This is a genomic window from Klenkia marina (genome assembly GCF_900101025.1).
In the GTDB taxonomy this organism is placed as follows: domain Bacteria; phylum Actinomycetota; class Actinomycetes; order Mycobacteriales; family Geodermatophilaceae; genus Klenkia; species Klenkia marina.
Genome location: NZ_FMUH01000002.1, coordinates 172,072 through 189,761, shown reverse-complemented (window position 1 = coordinate 189,761; position 17,690 = coordinate 172,072). Strand labels below are relative to the sequence as shown.

Sequence of the window (17,690 nt, the reverse complement as noted above, 5' to 3'; positions counted from 1 at the left end):
GGACGGCGGGCCACCCCCGGCACCGACCAGGGGGCGTACGAGTCCGGCCCCCTCCACCAGATCTGGTGGAGGGGGCCGGCCGTCGGTGCGGGACGAACGGGTCAGACCAGCTCGACACCGGGGTACAGCGGGTGGGCGCCCACGATCTCGGCGGCGCGGGCGCGCACGCGCTCGGCCACGCCGTCGGCGATCGTGAACTTGACCTTCGAGTCGCCGACGGCCGAGGTGGCCTCGAGGACGTCGGCCATGAGGTCGCCGACCTCGGCGAGCTCGGCGGTGCCCAGGCCACGGGTGGTGAGCGCGGGGGTGCCCAGCCGGACGCCGGAGGTGTACCAGGGGCCGTTCGGGTCGCCGGGGACGGCGTTGCGGTTGGTGACCAGGCCCGACTCCAGCAGCGCGGCCTCGGCCTGCCGGCCCGTGAGGCCGGCGCCGGACACGTCGGCGAGCACCAGGTGGTTGTCGGTGCCCCCGGTGACCAGCGTGACGCCGCGGCGCAGCAGCCCCTCGGCCAGCGCACGGGAGTTGTCGACGATGCGCTGGGCGTAGTCGGCGAAGTCGGGACGACGGGCCTCGGCGAACGCGACCGCCTTGGCGGCCATGACGTTGCCCAGCGGGCCACCGAGCACCAGCGGGCAGCCGCGGTCGATGGAGGGCGCGTACTCCTCGGTGGCCAGCACCATGCCGCCGCGCGGGCCGCGCAACGACTTGTGCGTGGTGGTGGTGACGACGTGGGCGTGCGGGACCGGGTCCTCGTCGCCGGTGAACACCTTGCCCGCGACGAGACCGGCGAAGTGGGCCATGTCGACCATGAGCGTGGCGCCGACCTCGTCGGCGATCTCGCGCATGGCGGCGAAGTCGACCCGTCGCGGGTACGCCGAGTAGCCGGCGACCAGGATCAGCGGCTTGAACTCGTTCGCCTGCTTGCGCAGCGCGGCGTAGTCGATGAGGCCGGTCTCGGGGTCGGTGCCGTAGCTGGCCTGGTGGAACATCTTGCCGCTGATGTTGGGCCGGAAGCCGTGGGTGAGGTGACCACCGGCGTCGAGGCTCATGCCGAGCATGCGCTGGTCGCCCAGGGCGCGGCGGAGGTTCGCCCAGTCGGCCTCGCCGAGGGCGTCGACGTTCTTGACGCCGGCCTCGGCCAGCGCCGGGGTCTCGACCCGGTGGGCCAGGATCGCCCAGAACGCGACGAGGTTGGCGTCGATCCCCGAGTGCGGCTGCGGGTAGGCGTACTCGGCGCCGAACAGCGCGCGGGCGTGCTCGGCGGCCAGCCGCTCGACGGTGTCGACGTTCTGGCAGGCGGCGTAGAACCGGCGGCCGGGGGTGCCCTCGGCGTACTTGTCGCTGAACCAGTTGCCCATCGCCAGCAGCGTGGCCGGCGAGGCGTAGTTCTCGCTGGCGATGAGCTTGAGGCTCTCGCGCTGGTCGTGCAGCTCCTGGCCGATCGCGGCGGCGACGGCCGGCTCGACGTCGGCGATCACCTGGAGCGCCGCCTGGAAGGCGGTGCTCTCGGCGGACGGGGTGGTGGTCATCGGGGCTCCTCCGGAGATCGCTCGGTGCCCAGGCGCGCGGCGGTCATGTCGGAGCCGCTCCCCGGTGGTGGCCCACCTGTGCGCCAGTCACGGCCCGGCGACGAGGGTACCGGCCGTGCACCGGTAGGCGGTGGGCTCAGCTGGCGGGCGAGACGGAGCTCATGTTGAAGTCCGGGACCCGCAGCATCGGCATCGCCGCCCGGGTGAACCAGTCGTTCCACTCACGGGGCAGGGTGCGCTCGGTGAGCGAGGCCTGGGTGGCCCGGCCCAGCAGCGAGACCGGCGACTCGTTGAACCGGAAGTTGTTCACCGCTCCGGTGACCTCGCCGTTCTCCACCAGGAAGACGCCGTCGCGGGTCAGGCCGGTGAGCAGCAGGCTCTGCGGGTCGACCTCGCGGATGTACCAGAGCGTGGTGAGCAGCAGGCCGCGCTCGGTGGACGCGATCATCTCGTCGGTGGTGGCGGTTGCCTGCGGGTCGGTGAGCACGAGGTTGTCCAGCGCCGCGACCGCCGGGGCGGTCTGCTGCAGCGCCCACGCCCGCGGCCGGACGAGGTTGGTGAGCACGCCGCCGGAGATCCAGTCGACCGCCGGGGTGGCCATGCCGTTGTCGAACACCGAGGCCGCACCGGAGGACCCGCCGACGGTCTGGAACGGGGCGCACTCGAGGCCGGGCTCGGCCGGGTCGCTGCGCAGGGTGAGCGGGAGGCCGCAGATGCGCTCGCCGGTGCGGTTGCCGCCGCCGGCCTTGGCGTAGACGTTGCGGCCCTCGTCGGCGTCGCGCGCCTCCATGGTCCAGTAGGCGTAGATCATCAGGTCGCTGACGGCCGAGGGCGGCAGCAGCGTCTCGTACCGGCCGGCGGGGAGCTCGACCCGGCGCTTCGACCATTCCATCTTGCGCTGCACGTCGGCGGCGAGGGCCTCGATCGAGACGTCGGTGAAGTCGCGGGTGCCGACACCGGCCCACACCGAGCGGCCGAAGTCGCGGCTCTTGCCGTTGAGCTCGACCCGGCCGGTGGGCTGGTCGTGCCGCAGCCGCAGGCCGGTGGAGGTGCCCAGGTAGGTGGTGGCCATCTGGTGCTCGGCGAACCCGAAGAGCAGCTCGTCGCGGCCGCCGGCCTCGCCGAAGGCCTGGCCCAGCGCGGGGGCGACGTCGCGGAAGACCTCGATCGAGGTGGTGGCGGGCTCGGCGTCCCAGTCGCCGGTGGAGGTCGGCGCCATCGGGTCGCCCGGGCTGATCAGCGGCATCGCGTCCTCGGCCGGGCCGGCCTCGCGGGCGGCCCGCTCGCTGGCCGCGACCAGTTCGGCGACGTCGGGCGTGCCGGTGCGGGCGACGGTGCCGGCGGCCATGCCGGCACCGCCGTCGACGAAGGAGATGACGACGACCTGGCGGGAGCGCATCGCGCCGTTGGTGGTCAGGCTGTTGCCGGCCCACCGAAGGTTGGCCTCGGCGCTGTCGACGACGTAGGCGACGGCCCCGTCGGCGGTGGAGGCGGCGAGCGCGGCCTCGACGATCTGCTGACCGGTCTGGGCCTTCGACTGAGCGCTCACTGGCCGCCCTCCTGCACCGTGTTGAGGATGGTCGTGCCCTCGAAGAGGGCGCTGGGGCAGCCGTGGCTCACCGGGGCGACCTGCCCCGGCTGGGCCTTGCCGCAGTTGAAGGCGCCGCCGAGGACGTAGGTCTGCGGCCCGCCGACCCGGGTCATCGAGCCCCAGAAGTCGGTGGTGGTGGCCTGGTAGGCGACGTCCTTCACCTGGCCGGCCAGCTTCCCGCCCTCGATGCGGTAGAACCGCTGACCGGTGAACTGGAAGTTGTAGCGCTGCATGTCGATCGACCAGCTCTTGTCGCCGACGACGTAGATGCCGCGGTCGACGCCGGCGATGATCTCGTCGGTGCTCGGCCCGTCGGGGGCCGGCTGCAGGCTGACGTTGGCCATGCGCTGCACCGGCACGTGCCCGGCCGAGTCGGCGAAGGCGCAGCCGTTGGACCGGCCCATGCCCCGCAGCCGGGCCATGTTGCGGTCGACCTGGTAGCCGACCAGCACGCCGTCCTTCACGATGTCCCACTGCTGGCCGGCGACGCCCTCGTCGTCGAAGCCGACGGTCGAGAGGCCGTGCTCGGCGGTGCGGTCGCCGGTGACGTTCATCAGCGACGAGCCGTACTGCAGGCTGCCCAGCTTGTCGACGGTCGCGAACGACGTGCCCGCGTAGGCGGCCTCGTAGCCCAGTGCGCGGTCGAGCTCGGTGGCGTGGCCGATCGACTCGTGGATGGTGAGGAAGAGGTTCGACGGGTCGACCACGAGGTCGTAGCGGCCCGGCTCGACCGAGGGCGCCTTGGTCTTCTCGCGCAGGTGCTCGGGGATCTCGGCGAGCTCGCCGCGCCAGTCCCACCCGGTACCGGTGAGGTACTCCCAGCCGCGGCCGGCCGGCGGGGCCAGCGTGCGCATCGACTCGAAGCCGCCGGTGACCCGATCGACGGTGAGCGCGGTGAAGGTGGGGTGGATGCGCACGCGCTGCTGGCGGGTGCGGGTGCCGGCGGTGTCGGCGTAGTACTTCTGCTCCTTGACGTGCATGACGTCGCTCTGCACGTGCTCGACGCCGTCGGCGGCCAGCAGCTGCTCGGACAGCTCGACCATGAGGCCGGTCTTCTCGGCGTCGGGCACCTCGAACGGGTCGACGTCGTAGGCCGACACCCACTCGGCGTCGGGGTAGGCCGGCTCGGGGGCCAGCTCGACCCGGTCGGTGTTCAGCGCGGCCGACACCCGGGCGACGGCGACCGCCTCCTCGGCCAGGCGCACCGCCTCGGCCGCGGTGAGCACCACGCCGGCGGCGAAGCCCCAGGTGCCCTCGTGCACGACCCGGACGGCCAAGCCGAGGTCCTCGCCGTCGGCGGCGGCCTCCACGCGGGCGTCGCGCAGCCGGATGGTCTGGGTGCGGATGCGCTCGACCCGGATGTCGGCGTGCTCGCAGCCCAGGTCGACGGCGCGGGTGAGCGCGGCGTCGGTGAGCGCGGACAGCGGGAGGGCCAGGAACGACGCGTCCAGGGAACGGGGTTCTGCCACGAGTCCTTGTCTACCAGTCGGGGCCGACAGGAACACTGGAGTTCGTGAGCACGGCCACTGGTCCCTACCGCGTCTCGATGGTCTGCCTGGGCAACATCTGCCGGTCCCCGATCGCCGAGGTCGTGCTGCGGGAGATGGTGGAGGCCGAGGGTCTCGACGTCGTCGTCAGCTCGGCCGGCACGGGCGCCTGGCACGTCGGCGGGCCGATGGACCCCGGTTCGGCCGCCGTCCTGGCCGAGCACGGTCTCGACGGGTCGCAGCACCTCGCGCAGCAGATGACCCGCACCGGGTCGAGGAGTTCGACCTCCTGGTCGCCATGGACCGCTCGAACCGCGACGACCTGCTCGACATGGTCGGGGACCGCGACCGGCCACGGGTGGTGCTGCTGCGCGACCTCGACCCCGACGGGGAGCCGGACCAGTCCGTCCCGGACCCCTACGGCGGCGGTCCCGAGGGCTTCGCCACGGTGTACGCCCAGGTCGAGGCCGCCTGCGCCGGCCTGGTCGCCCGGCTCCCCGAACTCATGGCCGATCGCTGAGTCCTACCCCCGGCCGGCGGGTAGCACCGCCAGGTGCCCCACGACGACGTGACCCTGACCTTCGGCGGGACGGCGACCACCCTGCTGCGGCTGGGCCCGGCCACCCTGCTCACCGACCCGAACTTCCTGCACCGAGGCGAGTTCGCCCACCTCGGGTACGGCCTGCGCAGCCGCCGGCTCACCGATCCGGCGATCACGCCGGCCGACCTGCCCGAGCTCGACGCCGTCCTGCTCTCGCACATGCACGGCGACCACTGGGACCGCCGCGCCACCCGCGAGCTCCCGAAGCCGCTGCGGGTGGTGACCACCCCCGAGGCCGCCCGCTGCCTGGCCGACCGCGGGTTCACCGCCACCGAGGACCTGCGCCCCTGGCAGACCACCTCGGTCGTGCGCGACGGCGTCGAGGTGCGGGTCACCTCGGTGCCCGGCGTGCACGGCCCCGGTCCGCTGGCCCGGCTGCTGCCGCAGGTCATGGGGAGCGTGCTCGAGCTGGTGCGCGACGGCGAGGTGCGCTGGCGCGGCTACGTCACCGGCGACACCCTCTTCCGCCCGGCGCTGGCCGAGGTGCTCACCCGGTGCGGCCCGCTCGACGCGCTGGTACCGCACCTGGGCGGCACGAAGCTCGGGCCGTTCCTGGTGACGATGGACGCGCAGCAGGGCGCCGACCTCGTCGAGCTGCTGCAGCCCGGGGTCACCGTGCCCGTGCACTACGACGACTACGGCCTGTTCAAGGACTCGCTCGGCAACGTCGTCCGCGAGGTGGCCCGGCGCCGGCTGCCCGGCACCCTGCGCCCCGTCGTCCGCGGCCAGACGGTCTCCCTGCGCGCCTGACCCGACGCGCCGGAGCTGTCGCGAGGAGGGCGATCAGACCCGACCGGAAGCCCGCACCTGGTCGACCCCGAGGTTGGCCAGCGCGTCGGCCCGCTCGTTGCCGGGGTCGCCGGCGTGCCCCTTGACCCAGGTCCACCGGACCTCGTGCCCGGCCACCGCGGCGTCCAGGGCACGCCACAGGTCCTCGTTCTTGACCGGCGCCTTGGCCGCGGTGCGCCAGCCGTTGCGCTTCCACCCGGCCATCCAGGTCTGGACGCCCTTCATCACGTAGGTGGAGTCGATGTGCAGGTCCACCGACGACCGCCGGGTGAGGGCGCCGAGGCCCTGGATGACTGCCATGAGCTCCATGCGGTTGTTCGTGGTGGCCGGCTCGCCGCCGAACAGCTCGCGCTCGTGCGCTCCCGACCGCAGCAGCGCGCCCCAGCCCCCGACCCCCGGGTTGCCCTTGCACGCGCCGTCGGTCCACATGCTGACGACGGGCAGTGCTGGTTCGACCACGCCCGGACCCTACGACGAGCCGGGCGTCAGCCTGCCTCGCGGGCCAGGCGCATGCCGCGCTGCTGCACCTGCGCCCGCAGCTCGGCCTCGTCGACCGTCGTCGAGACGCCGTCGCGCACCACCCGGCGGCCGGCCACCCACGTGTCGCGCACGTGCCGGGAGCCCACCGACCACACGAGGTGGGTGACCAGGTCGGTGATGTCGCCGACCGGGGTGAAGGCGATGTCGTCGGTGTCGACGTGCACCAGGTCGGCCCGCCGTCCCGCCTCGAGCTGGCCCAGGTCGGGCCGGTCGACGGCGGCCGCGGCCGCACCGGTGGCCAGCCAGAACGCCTCGGGGGCGGTCAGGGCCAGGGCGTCGCGTTCGCGCAGGCGGGCCAGCTGTGCGGCCAGCCGGAGGTCCTCGAACAGGTCGAGGTTGTCGTTGGACGCCGGGCCGTCGGTGCCCATGCCCACCCGGATGCCCAGGTCGAGCATGTCGCGCAGCCGCGCGGTGCCGCTGGCCAGCTTGGTGTTCGAGCCGGGGCAGTGCGCGACCGCCACGTCGTGCTCGCGCCACAGCTCCAGGTCGGCGTCGTCCATGTGCACGCAGTGGTTCGCCAGCACCCGGCCACCGAGGACGTCGTGGCTGCTCAGCAGCTGAGGCACGCTCACGCCGTGCTCGGCGAGGAGGTCGTCGCCCTCGGTGGCGGTCTCGGCGACGTGGACGGTCAGCAGCAGGCCGTGCTCGCGCGCGGCCACCCCGGCGTCGCGCAGCACCGGCAGCGGCACGGTGTAGGCCGAGTGCGGACCGATGCCGTACTCGACCTGCGCGTCCGACGACGCCGCCAGACCCACCGCGGTGGCCAGCTGCTCGTCGAAGGTGCCGAAGCCGGGCAGCCCGATGAGCGGGTTGGCCACGATCGACCGCGCACCCGTCCTCCGGACGGCGGACGCGATGCGCTCGGGCTGGAAGTACATCTCGACGCTGGTGGTCACCCCGTGCCGCAGCATCTCCGCCGACGCCGCGGTCATCGCGACCTCGACGTCCTCGGGGGTCAGCTTCGCCTCCCGCGGCCACATCACCTCGCGCAGCCAGCGGTCCAGCGGCAGCCCCTCGCCCTGGCCGCGGAACAGCACCATCGGCGCGTGCGAGTGCGTGTTCACCATGCCGGGCACCAGCACACCGGGCAGGGCGACCACCTCGGCGTCCGACGGCGGGGCCTCCGCGGCCGGGCCGACCCAGGTGATGACGCCGTCCTCGACGTCGAGCACGGCATCGGGGACGACGGTGCCGGCCCGGTCGCCCACGACGACGGCCCGGGCGGTGAATCGCTGCGTCATGACCCCGGACGCTAGCCGCCGATACCGTGGGCCCATGTCAATCCTCGCCGCGACCTCGTCCGACCAGGGTGGCATCACCGGCTTCCTGCTCGACCTCATCGAGACCCTGGGCCCCGTGGGGGTCGGTCTCACCATCTTCATCGAGACCGTCGTGCCGCCCATCCCCAGCGAGGTCGTGCTCAGCGCGGCCGGGGTGCTGATCAACGAGGGCCGCATGGGCCTCGTGCCGGTCATCCTGTTCGCCACGCTGGGCTCGGTGCTCGGGGCGGCGGTGCTCTACCAGGTCGGGCGCTCGCTGGGCCCGCGCCGCTCGCACGCCTTCCTCGACCGGCTGCCGCTGGTCAAGACCGAGGACGTCGACAGGACCTTCGCCTGGTTCGAGCGGCACGGCCGCTCGGCGGTGTTCTTCGGCCGCATGGTGCCGATCGTGCGCAGCTTCGTGTCGGTGCCGGCCGGTGTGGTCAAGATGCCGTGGCCGCAGTTCCTCGCCTACACGCTGGCCGGGTCGCTGATCTGGAACTCCCTGCTCATCGGGCTGGGCGTGGCCCTCGGCGGCCTGGTGCAGGAGTACCTGCAGTACTTCGACTACCTCATCTACGCCGCCGTGGTGGGCGTCGTCGTCTGGTTCGTGTACCGCGCCGTGCGCGAGCGGATGACCCAGGGCGACGCCGAGCCCGACCGCAGCGCCGCCGACCGCGTCCTCGACGTCGAGCGCCGCGAGCGCGACGAGCGGGACTGACTCCGCGCCGGGTCCCCACGGACGGGTGATCGGACAGGCCGGGACCGCAACCCTGCACTACCTTCGGTCCCGTCCTGCAGGTGCCCGACGACCACTCCCGATGGGGGCCCATCCGTGTCCGACCGCCCAGCCGACCCGAGCCCCGACGACGCGCACCCCGAGGCCGGTGCGGCGTCGGAGGAGGCCCGCCGACGCACGGACGGCGAGCGCTGGCAGGCATCCCTGGAGAGCTGGTCGTCCCAGGGCGGCGCCACCGGCGACGACGCCCAGCGCACCGAGTCGGGCACGCAGGAGATCCGGCTCGACCCGCCGGCGAGCGCCCCCGCTGAGGGCGGCGCGCAGCCGTGGTCGGTCGACGCCGGCTCGTGGGAGCACACCGCCCAGCAGCCCAGCGTGCCCGCCGACGAGCGGTCCTGGGAGCAGCAGTCGCGCGAGCAGATCGCCGCCTGGCAGCAGCCGCCGTCCTGGCAGCAGGCCGCCGAGGCCGAGCGCCCGGCCGACGAGGCCGCCGCCCCCAGCTGGCGGCCGGCCGACCAGCCGGTGGGCCAGCAGGCGCCGTGGGAGCAGGCCCCGCCGTGGGAGCAGGAGGCCGGCCAGCCGTCGGCGACGCCGTCCCACCAGCTGCCGTCGCACCAGGTGCCGTCCCACCGGACACCGGCCTCCGCCGGGACCCCGACGGAGGCCCCGTCGCAGACTCCGTCGCAGGCGTGGCCGCAGGCCGAGCAGCAGCAGTCCTGGCCGCAGGCCCCCCAGCAGCAGGCCTGGGAGCCCCCGCCCGGCGGACGGCCGTGGGAGCAGGGCGGCAGCACCCAGCAGGGGCCGCACGGCGGCCACCAGCAGGGCAACCACCAGTCAGGCCACCAGCAGGGCGGCCACCAGCACGGCGGCGACCAGCAGCCCGCGGCCCACCAGGCCCCGCCGCAGCAGGGCCAGCAGCACGGACAGCAGCAGGGCCAGCAGCACGGGCAGCAGCCCGGTCAGCAGTGGGGCCAGCAGCCCTCCGACGGCTGGGGCAGCCAGGGCAGCAGCTCGTGGACCCCCGGTCAGCCCGCCGGGCCGCAGCAGCCCACGCCCCCGCCCTCGCTCACCTCGCAGTCGCTGCTGCGCCAGACCGCCGAGGCCCCGAGCCGCGGGTGGCGCCGGTTCCTGCACAAGGCCAGCGGCGGCACGGTGAACCCGGGCCTGTCCCAGGCCGAGATCGAGCACCGGGCGCTCGTGCAGCGGGTGACCACCCCGGTGCGCGGCAGCAACCGCATCGCCGTCGTCTCGCTCAAGGGCGGCATCGGCAAGACCACGACCACCTGCTGCCTGGGCCTCACCCTGGCCCACCACCGCGGTGACCGCGTGGTCGCCGTGGACGCCAACCCCGACGCCGGCACCCTGGCCGAGCGGCTGACCAACATCACCGACGTCACGGTGCGCGACCTGCTGGCCGCGGAGGACCGCATCCGCTCGTTCACCGACGTCTCGGCGTTCACCTCACTCGCCGGCCGCCTCCAGGTGCTGGCCAGCGACCAGGACCCGGCCCTCTCGGAGGCGTTCAGCGAGGAGGAGTACACCACCGTCGCCGACATCCTGGCGCGGTACTTCAACCTCATCCTCACCGACTCCGGCACCGGCCTGCTGCACTCGGCGATGTCCGGGACGCTGGCCATCGCCGACTCGCTGGTCGTGGTCGGCGCGCCCTCGGTCGACGGCGCGAGCCGGGCCAGCAAGACCCTCGACTGGCTGATCGCGCACGGCCACGAGGAGCTCGTCTCCCGGTCGGTGGCGGTCATCTCCAGCGTGCGGCCCAACACCGGCGACGTCGACATGGGCATGGTGCGGGCGCACTTCGAGGCCCGGTGCCGCGCGGTCGTGGAGATCCCCTACGACACGCACCTGGTCACCGGTGGCCTCATCGACCTCGACCGGGTCGGCGCGCCGGCGCGCAAGGCCTACCTCGAGCTGGCCGCGCACGTCGCCGACGGCTTCGCCCTGCCCCCGCTGCAGCGGAAGCCCGCCGAGACTGCGTGAACGGGCCCGCGTGAGCACCCGGGACGTCGACACCCCGCTCGGCCCGGCCCGCGTCACCGTCGACGACCCGCTCGCCTCACCGCTGGGCACCCTGCTGCTCGGGCACGGGGCGGGCGGCGGCATCGAGGCGCCCGACCTGCTGGCCGCCACGGCTGCGGCCACGGGCCTGGGGTGGCGGGTGCTGCGGGTCGAGCAGCCGTGGCGGGTGGCCGGCAAGCGCATCGCCGCGGCCCCGCCGAAGCTCGACGAGGGCTGGACGGCGATCCACGCCGGCGTCGGTGAGCTGCTGACCGGCCCCGTGGTGTTCGGCGGGCGCAGCGCCGGGGCGCGGGTGGCCTGCCGCACCGCCTCGGCCCTGGGCGCGGTCGGGGTGCTGTGCCTGGCCTTCCCGCTGCACCCGCCGGGCAAGCCGGAGAAGAGTCGCGCGCACGAGCTGTCGGCGGTCGAGGTGCCGACGCTGGTGGTGCAGGGCGACAGCGACGCCTTCGGCGGCCCGACGGAGCTGCGGGTGGCGATCGGCGACCACCCGGCGCAGGTGGTGGCGGTGCGCGGTGACCACGCCCTGAAGGCCGACCCGGACGCCGTCCGCACCGCCGTGCAGACCTGGCTCCCCACCCTCGCCTAGATCCCCGGGTCCCGGCGTGGATCAGCTGGGTTCACGAGACGCCGTCCTGGCTCACCGGCGTCGGTGAGCCAGGACGGCCGTTGCTGAACCCAGCTGATCGAAGCCGGGCCAGCAGGTGTCAGCGGCGGCGGCGCACCAGGAGCGCGACCAGCACCAGGGCGCCGACGCCGATGGCAGCGGGCTTGGCGAACCGGGTGAAGGCCGCGGTGCCGGCGACGTCGAGCAGGTCGATCGGCTCGGGCTCGGCCTGCACCGGGCGCGGGCGCGAGGCGGCCGGGCCGGAGCTGCCGGGCTTGTTGGCCGGACCGGTGGTGCCCGACGGCGGCTTGGACGGCGCCTTCTTGGCCTCGGTCCTCACCGCGGCGGCCTTGTCGGCGGCGGCGTCGGCGGCCTGCGCGGTGGCCTCGCCGGCCTTGCGCACGGCGTCGCCGATGGGGGTGTCGCCGTCGGTGCTGGCGGCCACGGACTCGGCCACCTCGCCCACGGCGCCGGCGGCGGTCGCGGCGGCGCCGGCGGCCTTCTCCTTCACCGTGCCCTCGACCGTGGGCTCCTGGGCCGGGGCCTCGGGCTCGCCGAGCTGGGCGGCGAGCTTGTCGGCGAACTGGCCGAGCAGCTTGTTGCCGACGTCGGTCATGACGCCCCGGCCGAACTGGGCCGGGCGGCCGGTGATGTTCAGGTCGGTGAGGACGTCGACGCGGGTCGAGTCGCCCTCGCTCTTCAGCACCGCGGTGACCACGGCGGCGGCGGTGCCGTTGCCGCGCTGGTCCTTGCCGCGCGCGTCGATGACGGCCTTGTGGTTCTCCTCGTCCTTCTCGATGAACGAGGCCTTGCCGGCGTAGGTGAGGTTGATCGGGCCGAGCTTGACCTTCACCCGCCCGGTGAAGTCGTCACCGTCGACCGAGTCGAGGGCCGCACCGGGCATGCACGGGGCGATGCGCTCGATGTCGAGCAGCACCTTCCACGCGTCGTCGACCGGGACGGGGACGAGGAACGAGTTCTCCAACTGCACGGGTGGGACCTCCGATGGTGTGTGCGGACGACGGCCGGTCCACCCGTTGCAGGGTGGACCGGCCGGGTCCGGGGGAACTGCGGGAGCCTGTGGCCGACGCTACAGCCCGGTGGCTGCCCGCACCGCTCGTCCGGTGAGCACCCGGGCGAGGTGCTGGCGGTAGTCGGCCTGGGCGTTGAGGTCGCTGCTGGGCTCGGTGCCCTCGGCGGCCTGCGCGGCGGCGGCGGTGACCGTCTCGAGGCTGACGTCTGCGCCGACGAGGGCCTGCTCCGTCGCGGTCGCCCGCAGCGGGGTGGAGCCCATGTTGGTCAGCCCGATGCGGGCCTCGGCGATGCGACCACCCTCCATGCGGACGGCGGCGGCCACGGCCACGATCGACCAGGCCTGGGCGACGCGGTTGAACTTCTCGTACCGCACCCCCCAGCCCTCGCCCAGCTTGGGCACGCGCACCTCGAGGAGCAGCTCGCCCTCGTCCAGCGCCGTCGTCAGGTAGTCGACGAAGAACGCCGAGGCCGGCACCGAGCGCCGGGCCCCGCCGGGGCCCGCGATCACGAACTCGGCGTCCAGCGCCAGGGCCACCGCCGGCAGGTCACCGGCCGGGTCGGCGTGCGCCAGGGCGCCGCCGAAGGTGCCGCGGTGCCGGACGGCGGGGTCGGCCACCGTCTCGGTCGCCTCGGCGATCAGCTTCCCGTACTGCGCGATGAGCGGGTCGCGCAGGATGTCGGTGTGGGTGGTCATGGCCCCGATGACGAGGGAGTCGCCGTCCTCGCGGACGCCGCGCAGCTCGGCCACCTTGGTCAGGTCGACCACCGTCTCCGGCGCGGCCAACCGCAGCCGCATGACCGGGATGAGCGACTGCCCACCGGCCATGATCTTCACGTCGTCCCCGCCGGCGGCGATGGCCTGCAGGGCCTCGTCGACGGTGGTGGGGCGGGCGTAGGCGAACGACGCGGGGATCACTTGTCTGCCTCCTCGTAGCCGGACTCGGTGGTGCGGGCGCCGCCGTAGGCGTTGCTGCCCTCGGCGGCGCGGGCGCCGCCGTCGCCGCCGGTGTGGATGGCCCGCCAGACCCGCTCGGGGGTCAGCGGCATCAGGATGTCCTCGACGCCCAGGTGCCGGACGGCGTCGAGGGCCGCGTTGACCACCGCCGGGGTGCTGGCGATGCAGCCGGCCTCGCCCACGCCCTTGGCGCCCAGCGGGTTGCTGGTGGCCGCGTGCGTGGTGTTGCCGGTCGCGAAGTCCGGCAGGTCGGCGGCCGACGGCAGCAGGTAGTCGACGAACGTGCCGGTGGTCAGGTTGCCGTCGGCGTCGTAGATCGCCTCCTCGTACAGGGCCTGGCTGATGCCCTGGGCGAGCCCGCCGTGCATCTGCCCCTCGACGATGATCGGGTTGACGATGTTGCCGATGTCGTCGACGCAGGCGTACTTCCGGATCTTCACGAACCCGGTCTCGGTGTCGACCTCCATCGCGCACAGGTGGGTGCCGTGCGGGAAGGAGAAGTTCACCGGGTCGAACGCCGCCTCGGCGTCGATCGAGGGCTCGATGCCCTCGGGGTAGTCGTGCGCCGCGAAGATCGCCAGCGCGATCTCCTGGATGCCGAGCCCGGCGCCCGGCGTCCCCTTGACGGAGAACTTGCCGCCGGAGAACTCCAGGTCGTCCTCGCTGGCCTCGAGCAGGTGGGCGGCGATCTTGCGGGCCTTCGCGACGACCTTCTCGGCGGCCTTGACCACCGCGGTGCCGCCGACCACCAGCGAGCGCGACCCGTAGGTGTCCAGGCCACGGCTGGAGATGGCCGTGTCGCCGTGCAGCACCTCGACGTCCTCGAAGGGCACGCCCAGCTCGTCGGCGACGATCTGGCTCCACGCCGTCTCGTGGCCCTGGCCGTGCGGGGTCGAACCGGTGACCACCTCGACCTTGCCGGTGGGCAGCATGCGGATGGAGGCCTGCTCCCACCCGCCTGCGCCGAACGAGAGCGAGCCGAGCACGCGGGACGGCGCCAGGCCGCACATCTCGGTGAACGTCGAGATGCCGATGCCCAGCTGCACCGGGTCGTTCGACTCGCGGCGCCGCTTCTGCTCGGCGCGCAGCTCGTCGTAGCCGAGCAGCTCGAGCGCGGCCTGGGTGGCCTGCTCGTAGTCACCGGAGTCGTACTCCAGGCCCGCCACCGTGGTGAAGGGGAACTCCTCGGCGTTGATCCAGTTCTTGCGGCGCAGCTCCATCGGGTCCATGTCGAGCTCGACGGCGAGCTCGTCCATGATGCGCTCGATCGCGAACGTGGCCTCGGGCCGGCCGGCACCGCGGTAGGCGTCGGTGGGCACCTTGTTGGTGAACACGCCGTCGCACTCGAAGCGGTAGGCCGGGAACTTGTAGATGCCCGGGAACATGAACGCGCCCAGGGCCGGCACGCCCGGGGTGATCAGCCGCAGGTAGGCACCCATGTCGGCCAGCAGGCGCACGCGCAGGCCGGTGACGGTGCCGTCCTTCTTCGCCGCGACGTCGATGAACTGCACCTGGTCCCGCCCGTGGTGGGCGGTCATCAGCGACTCCGAGCGGGTCTCGGTCCACTTGACCGGCTTGCCGAGACGGCGGGCGACCAGCAGCGCCAGGATCTCCTCGGGGCAGACCTGCAGCTTGCCGCCGAAGCCACCGCCGACGTCGGGGGCCACGACGCGCAGCTTGTGCTCGGGGATGCCGGTGGTCAGCGCGCCCATCACCCGCAGGATGTGCGGGATCTGGGTGGCCGACCACAGGGTGTAGTTGTCGCCCTGCACGCCGACCACGGCCGAGCGGGGCTCCATGAACGCCGGGATCAGGCGCTGCTGCACGAAGCGGCGGGAGACGGTGACCTCGGCGTCGCGGAACGCCGCGTCGGTGTCGCTGCCCGTGCCGGCCTCGCCGGCGTCGAAGACGAAGTGGTAGCTGGTGTTGGACGAGGTGGAGGCGTGCACCAGGTCGGCGCCGTCCTGCACCGCCGTCTCCATGTCCAGCACGACCGGGAGGTTCTCGTAGTCGACGTCGATGGCCTCGACGGCGTCGACCGCCGCGGTGCGGGTGCGGGCGACGACGATCGCCACGGCCTCGCCCACGTGGTTCACCGTGTCGACGGCGATCGAGGGGTGGCCGGGGTTGACCATGTCCGGGGTGACCGGCCAGGCGCAGGGGATGCTGCCCTGCTCGTCCTTGAAGTCCTGCCCCGTGAAGACGGCGACCACGTTGGGCCGGTCCTTCGCCGCGCTGACGTCGAGGTTGGTGATGGTGGCGTGCGCGACGGGGCTGCGCAGGAACGCCATGTGCAGCATCCCGGGCAGGACCATGTTGTCGGTCCAGGTGGTCTTCCCGGTGATCAGCCGGGCGTCCTCCTTGCGGAGGCGGGCGTTGCCGACCTCCTTGACCGGGGCCTCGGCGGTGGTGGGCTCGTCGGTGAGGGTCATGCCTGCGCTCCCGCGGTGCTGCTCATCTTGCCGGCGGCCTGCTGCACCGCGCGGACGATGTTGACGTAGCCCGTGCAGCGGCAGAGGTTGCCCTCGATGCCCTCACGGATCTCGTGCTCGCTGGGGTTCGGGTTGTTCTTGAGCAGGTCGATCGAGGCCATGATCATGCCGGGCGTGCAGTAGCCGCACTGCAGGCCGTGCTTCTCGTGGAAGGCCTTCTGCATCGGGTGCAGCTCGCCGCCCTCGGCGATGCCCTCGATGGTGGTGACCTCGCTGCCGTCGGCCTGCACGGCCAGCACGGTGCAGCTCTTCACGCTCTCGCCGTCCAGGTGGACGGTGCAGGCACCGCAGTTGCTGGTGTCGCAGCCGACCACGGTGCCGACCTTGCCGAGCTGCTCCCGCAGGTAGTGGACCAGGAGAGTCCTGGGTTCGACGTCGTCCGAGTAGGACGCCCCGTCGACCCGCACGTTGATCTGCGTCATGTCCTCCGCCTCGTTGCAGGGTGCGTTGTTGCAGGTCGTGTGACGGCGGTCTCCCGCCACCGACTGCGAGTGTGCCGACGGACACACTCCTTAGGCCACGCTTACCTGCCGCCCCGACCGGCTGCCGACCCGCACAGGCGGACCACTGGACCGGGGAACTGCTCTCCTGCGGCCCGATCGGGCCTGTGCTGCCGCAGCGGCGGCCCGGTGCAACGTTGCACGCGGTTGCACGGTCAGCGGGGGCGGGGTGAGCGGCGCAGGCGGAGCAGGTGGTGGGCGGCCGCGGCGCGGCGGGAGGAGCTGACCGGCAGCACGTCGAGCAGGCCCTTCCAGACGGCGGGGTCGTCGGCGGCCTCGGGCAGCTGGCTGTAGCGCAGCAGCAGGTCCGGTCGGGGTTCGCGCAGCACCGCTGAGCGCAGCGATCCGGCCAACCGGGCGCGGGCGGCCCGCACACCCGGTGACTCCGAGCGGGGCAGCACCGGGCCGCGGTAGCGCTCGAGCGCGGTGGCGGCGGCGCCGCGGGACAGCAGCCGGCGCACCTGGTCGAGGTCGGTGGTCAGCGGCGCGGTGAGCCGGTAGGGCCGGGAACCCAGCAGGTCGGGGTCGCAGCCGGCGTCGGCGAGCAGCTTGCGCAGCCGGGAGAGCTCGGCCCGCACGGTGACCGGGGCGGCGTCGCCGACGTGCACCTCGGCGGCGAGCTCGTCGGCGGTGCGGCCGCCGGATCCGCCGGAGCCGCCGCCGACCGCGGCCTCGGCGAGCAGGAGCAGCAGCTCCGAGTGCCGCAGCGAGAGCTCGGTCGTGCCGGCCGGGGTGCTCAGCCGGGCACGGTCGCGACCGAGCACCTCGAGCAGCGGCGCGGCGGGCTGCCGCCTCGGGGGCAGGGCCGGGCCGCCGGCGAACTGCTCGCGGTGCAGCCAGCGCAGCTCGGACTCGGCGGCGGCGACGGTGGCCCGCACGAGGGTGAGCACGTGCGGGCTGGCCACGTGGTCGCCACCGGTGACGTCGATGGCGCCCAGCAGCGCGCCCGTGACGGGGTGGTGCACCGGGGCCGCCGAGCAGCTCCAGGGCTGCACGGTGCGCGCGTAGTGCTCGCTGCCGTAGATCTGCACCGGGGTGTCCAGGGCCAGCGCGGTGCCCGGGGCGTTGGTGCCGACGACGTCCTCACCCCACCGCGAGCCGGCCACGAAGTGCATGCCCTCGGCCTGGGCGCGCAGCTGGCGGTCGCCCTCGACCCACAGCATGCGGCCGGCGGCGTCGGTGACCGCCACGATCATCTTGTCGGCCTCGGCGTCGGCGACCAGCAGGCGGCGGATCACCGGCATGACCGCGGCCAGCGGGTGGGCGTCGCGGTAGGCGACCAGGTCGTCGTCGAGCAGGTCGACCGGGGCCGGGCCGCCGTCGGGGTCGACGCCGTTGCCCAGGCTGCGGCGCCAGGAGTCCCAGACCACCGAGCGCACCTGGTGGCCGCCGGGCGGACGACCACCGCGGGTCACGAGCGCCTCGTGCGCGGCGCGCAGCCGACGGGTGACGACCGGGGTGGGCGCACCGTCGGGGAGCGCGAGCCACGGGTTGACCGCGGTCACGCGCTCACCCGCAACGATGCCCGGTGG

The 17,690-nt window shown here is 73.7% G+C and carries 14 protein-coding genes, 1 pseudogene and 1 riboswitch; of the genes and pseudogenes, 5 read left to right on the top strand and 10 right to left on the bottom strand.

Annotated features, from left to right (window positions below; genetic code table 11):
* Positions 1 to 101: 101 nt before the first annotated feature.
* The 3 genes from BLP29_RS06100 to BLP29_RS06090 form a co-directional block, all read right to left on the bottom strand.
* Positions 102 to 1,529 (bottom strand): glycine hydroxymethyltransferase, encoded by a 1,428-nt coding sequence (locus tag BLP29_RS06100; RefSeq protein WP_092801329.1) that lies wholly within the window; start codon positions 1,527 to 1,529, stop codon positions 102 to 104.
* A gap of 19 nt (positions 1,530 to 1,548) precedes the next feature.
* Positions 1,549 to 1,630: riboswitch (ZMP/ZTP riboswitch) on the bottom strand.
* Positions 1,631 to 1,665: 35 nt separating this feature from the next.
* A complete protein-coding gene (locus tag BLP29_RS06095; protein ID WP_092801326.1) occupies positions 1,666 to 3,078 on the bottom strand; it encodes a metallopeptidase TldD-related protein in 1,413 nt (470 codons plus the stop codon).
* A complete protein-coding gene (locus BLP29_RS06090; RefSeq protein WP_092801323.1) occupies positions 3,075 to 4,589 on the bottom strand; it encodes a TldD/PmbA family protein in 1,515 nt (504 codons plus the stop codon). The genes BLP29_RS06095 and BLP29_RS06090 overlap by 4 nt, the downstream gene beginning before the upstream one ends.
* A gap of 77 nt (positions 4,590 to 4,666) precedes the next feature.
* Here BLP29_RS06090 and BLP29_RS21480 point away from each other — a divergent pair.
* Positions 4,667 to 5,127, top strand: a pseudogene (locus BLP29_RS21480) (low molecular weight protein-tyrosine-phosphatase).
* Positions 5,128 to 5,160: 33 nt separating this feature from the next.
* On the top strand, positions 5,161 to 5,958 hold the full coding sequence (locus BLP29_RS06080) for an MBL fold metallo-hydrolase (protein ID WP_092801320.1): 798 nt from the start codon (positions 5,161 to 5,163) through the stop codon (positions 5,956 to 5,958).
* Positions 5,959 to 5,991: 33 nt separating this feature from the next.
* On the opposite strand, the gene rnhA is transcribed toward BLP29_RS06080, so the two are convergent.
* Both rnhA and BLP29_RS06070 read right to left on the bottom strand, forming a co-directional pair.
* On the bottom strand, positions 5,992 to 6,456 hold the full coding sequence (gene rnhA, locus BLP29_RS06075) for a ribonuclease HI (protein WP_243469738.1): 465 nt from the start codon (positions 6,454 to 6,456) through the stop codon (positions 5,992 to 5,994).
* Between the two features lie 26 nt (positions 6,457 to 6,482).
* Positions 6,483 to 7,778, bottom strand: coding sequence for an amidohydrolase family protein (locus BLP29_RS06070; RefSeq protein WP_092801317.1), 1,296 nt, complete (start codon positions 7,776 to 7,778; stop codon positions 6,483 to 6,485).
* 34 nt (positions 7,779 to 7,812) lie between these two features.
* Here BLP29_RS06070 and BLP29_RS06065 point away from each other — a divergent pair, with 34 nt between their 5' ends.
* The 3 genes from BLP29_RS06065 to BLP29_RS06055 all read left to right on the top strand — a co-directional run bounded on the left by BLP29_RS06065 (position 7,813) and on the right by BLP29_RS06055 (position 11,158).
* Positions 7,813 to 8,517 carry a DedA family protein gene (locus BLP29_RS06065; RefSeq protein ID WP_092801314.1) on the top strand — a complete coding sequence of 235 codons (705 nt, stop codon included), beginning with the start codon at positions 7,813 to 7,815 and terminating at the stop codon, positions 8,515 to 8,517.
* 114 nt (positions 8,518 to 8,631) lie between these two features.
* Positions 8,632 to 10,533: a MinD/ParA family ATP-binding protein gene (locus tag BLP29_RS06060; protein ID WP_092801311.1), complete on the top strand. Its 1,902-nt coding sequence runs from the start codon at positions 8,632 to 8,634 to the stop codon at positions 10,531 to 10,533.
* A 10-nt stretch (positions 10,534 to 10,543) separates the two neighbouring features.
* Entirely contained in the window at positions 10,544 to 11,158 is a 615-nt protein-coding gene (locus tag BLP29_RS06055) for an alpha/beta hydrolase family protein (RefSeq protein WP_092801308.1), read from the top strand.
* Between the two features lie 118 nt (positions 11,159 to 11,276).
* Here the strand turns inward: BLP29_RS06055 and BLP29_RS06050 are convergent, their stop codons facing one another.
* The 5 genes from BLP29_RS06050 to BLP29_RS06030 form a co-directional block, all read right to left on the bottom strand.
* Positions 11,277 to 12,167 carry an SRPBCC family protein gene (locus BLP29_RS06050; RefSeq protein ID WP_092801305.1) on the bottom strand — a complete coding sequence of 297 codons (891 nt, stop codon included), beginning with the start codon at positions 12,165 to 12,167 and terminating at the stop codon, positions 11,277 to 11,279.
* Positions 12,168 to 12,266: 99 nt separating this feature from the next.
* On the bottom strand, positions 12,267 to 13,127 hold the full coding sequence (locus BLP29_RS06045; protein WP_092801302.1) for an FAD binding domain-containing protein: 861 nt from the start codon (positions 13,125 to 13,127) through the stop codon (positions 12,267 to 12,269).
* The gene (locus tag BLP29_RS06040; protein WP_092801299.1) at positions 13,124 to 15,598 is read right to left on the bottom strand and encodes a xanthine dehydrogenase family protein molybdopterin-binding subunit; all 2,475 of its coding nucleotides are present in this window, start codon (positions 15,596 to 15,598) and stop codon (positions 13,124 to 13,126) included. Before BLP29_RS06040 ends, BLP29_RS06045 begins: the two co-directional genes overlap by 4 nt.
* Positions 15,595 to 16,080, bottom strand: a complete 486-nt coding sequence (locus BLP29_RS06035) for a (2Fe-2S)-binding protein (RefSeq protein ID WP_092801296.1) — start codon at positions 16,078 to 16,080, stop codon at positions 15,595 to 15,597. The genes BLP29_RS06040 and BLP29_RS06035 overlap by 4 nt, the downstream gene beginning before the upstream one ends.
* 233 nt (positions 16,081 to 16,313) lie before the next feature.
* On the bottom strand, positions 16,314 to 17,663 hold the full coding sequence (locus tag BLP29_RS06030; protein WP_092801293.1) for a sigma-54-dependent transcriptional regulator family protein: 1,350 nt from the start codon (positions 17,661 to 17,663) through the stop codon (positions 16,314 to 16,316).
* Between the last annotated feature and the right edge of the window lie 27 nt (positions 17,664 to 17,690).